The 2520-nt window shown below is 70.6% G+C and carries 2 protein-coding genes and 1 pseudogene; all 3 read right to left on the bottom strand.

Going from position 1 to position 2520, the window contains the following annotated elements; translation table 11 throughout:
• Window positions 1-279, bottom strand: a 279-nt coding sequence (locus AC1D34_RS36585; RefSeq protein ID WP_476826903.1) for a hypothetical protein, incomplete at its 3' end; no start/stop codon positions are given.
• Complete coding sequence (locus AC1D34_RS36590) at window positions 276-2072, bottom strand: type I secretion system permease/ATPase (protein ID WP_476826904.1); 1797 nt, start codon at window positions 2070-2072, stop codon at window positions 276-278. The genes AC1D34_RS36585 and AC1D34_RS36590, both read right to left, overlap by 4 nt.
• A gap of 79 nt (window positions 2073-2151) precedes the next feature.
• A pseudogene (locus AC1D34_RS36595) lies at window positions 2152-2520 on the bottom strand (hypothetical protein); the annotation flags it as partial.

Raw genomic sequence — 2520 nt, forward strand, 5'->3', positions numbered from 1 at the left:
GGCCTCGGCCTCCTTGTCCGCCTCCTCGGCCTGCGCCTGCCTCGAGGGGCCTCCCCCAGCCGCATCCTCGCCCGGGGGCTCGGTGGGCGGACCGAGATCGGACTTGGCGTGGCTGGGGAAGAGGCTCTTGACGTAGATCGCGACCGCGGTCAGCGCGAGCACRACCAGCGCCGGCCAGCGCGACGACGGCGCCGCGTCCTCGTCGGTGATCTTGCGGTAGCTCTGCTCCGCGGMRGGCGCGCCCGGCGCCGGGGCCTTGAGGGTYYTGATCTCGATCATGCCGACACCCGTTCATGCGCAGGCTTGAAGGGAGCTGCGATRGGACTGGCCTGCGGCATCCGCAGCGGTGCTGCCGGCGTGCTGGCCGGGGCGACCTGSGTCGTCGCCGGGGTCAGKATCTCGTTGCGCGGCCCGAAGGCGGCRAGCTTGCCGTTCTGGATGACGCCGACGAAGTCGACGGCGGCGAGCGCGCTYGGCCGGTGCGCCACGATGATCGCGATGCCGCCGCGCTCCTTGACCGTCTCGATCGCCGCCTTGAGCGCGCTCTCGCCCTCGCCGTCGAGATTCGAGTTCGGCTCGTCCATGACGACCAGGAAGGGGTTGCCGTAGAGCGCCCGCGCCAGGCCGATGCGCTGGCGCTGGCCGGCCGAGAGCGCCGCGCCYTGCGGCCCGAGCTGGGTCTGGTAGCCATCGGCCAGMCGCACGATCATCTCGTGGATGCCGGCCGCCTTGGCYGCCGCCACGACCCCGGCGGCGTCGCTCTCRGCCGAGAGCCGCGAGATGTTCTCCTCGACGCTGGCATCGAGCAGGCTGACCTCCTGCGGGAGATAGCCGATGAAGCGCCCGAGGCTGGCCTCCGGCCATTGCGCCAGCTCGGCGCCGTCGAGCCGGACCGAGCCGCGCAGGCACGGCCAGATCCCGGTCAGGGCCCGCACCAGCGTSGTCTTGCCGCCGCCGCTCGGGCCGATCAGGCCRAGCGCCGTGCCSGCCTTCAGGTCGAAGCCGACCTCGCTGAGCAGGACCTGGCCCGAGACCGGGGCGGCRACCGTGATCTTGTCGACCTTGAGCGCGCCGACCGGCGCCGGCAGCTGCATCGGCACCACCGCCTGGCTCAGCGCCACCACCGTCTCGCGCAGGCGCTGGAAGGCGGCGCGTGCCGCGACGAAGGACTTCCAGTTGGCGATCGCGAGATCGACCGGCGCCAGCGCYCGCGACGAGGCGACCGAGGAGGCGATGATCGCSCCGGCCGAGAGCTCGCCCTTGATCGTCAGATAGGCGCCCATCCCGAGGATCGCCGATTGCAGGATCATGCGCAGCACGCGCGAGACCGCGCCCAGGCTGCCGCCGAGGTCATTGGCCTTGGTCTGCAGCGCCAGRTGCTCGCGGTTGGCMAGGTTGAAGCGCTCGACCGCCCGGTCGGCAAAGCCCATCGCCTTCAGYACCTCGGCATTGCGGGCATTGGAATCGGCGATCGCGCCGCGGGTGATCGCCGCCTGGCGCGTCGTGCCGTTGAGCCGGCGGGTCAGGAYCTCGCTSGCCACCGTCAGCAGGGTCAGCACCACGGCGCCCGCCAGCGTCAGCGCGCCGAGCCAGGGGTGCAGGAAATAGGCGAAGGCGAGATAGAGCGGGATCCAGGGCAGGTCGAACAGCGCGCCCGGCCCCTGGCTGCCGAGGAAGCCGCGCACYGTGTCGACATCGCGCCCGCGCTCCAGCGCCTCGGTGCTCGARAASCCGAAGCGCGGCATGTCGATCGCCACCCGGTGCGCCAGCGGCGCGATATCCTTGTCGAGCCKGGCCCCGACCCGGACCAGCACCTGCGAGCGGATCACGTCGAAGGCGCCCTGGAACARRTAGAGCCCGATCGCCAGCGCCGAGAGCGCCGCCAGCGTCTGGACGCTGCCCGAGGTCAGSGCCCGGTCATAGACCTGCAGCATGTAGAATGAGCCGGTCAGCGCCAGCACATTGATCAGCCCCGAGACCGCRAACAGGAAGAGGAAGGCSGAGCGGAAGCCGAGCGTCAGCCTGGCGGCATCGCGCTTGCGGGCGGAGGTCTGTGCCTTGGAAGGTGCCATGATCGCAAACCGTCAAATGAAGCAGTCGRCAGGAAGGCGGCCGGCGGGCACRGGGCCCGCCGGCCGGGAAGCGCGGCTTCTAGAAGCTGAAGTTGCTGCCGGTCAGGGTGTGGCTGCCCTTCAGGTTGATCTGGAAGTCGGCATCGSCGTCGSCGTCGACATTGCCCTTGACCACGGTGTAGTCGCCGTCGGCCCGGGTCTCGTAGGCGACCACCARCTGGGCCGTGGCGGTGAAGGCCGGGCCGCTGGTCAGSGTGAAGCTCTGGTTGCCGGCGAGCGCGCCATTGGCGTCGATGCCGGAGAGGTCGAGCTTATCGCCAGGCTCGAAGTCGAGGATGGTGTCGCCATCCGCCGCTTCCTTGCTCTCGAAGYGGAAGGTGTCRTTGCCCGCCCCGCCYTCCATCACGTTCACCGCCGCACTGGCCGTGATCGTGTCGTTGCCCGAACC

This window comes from Allobosea sp. P1_A7 (genome assembly GCF_056406775.1).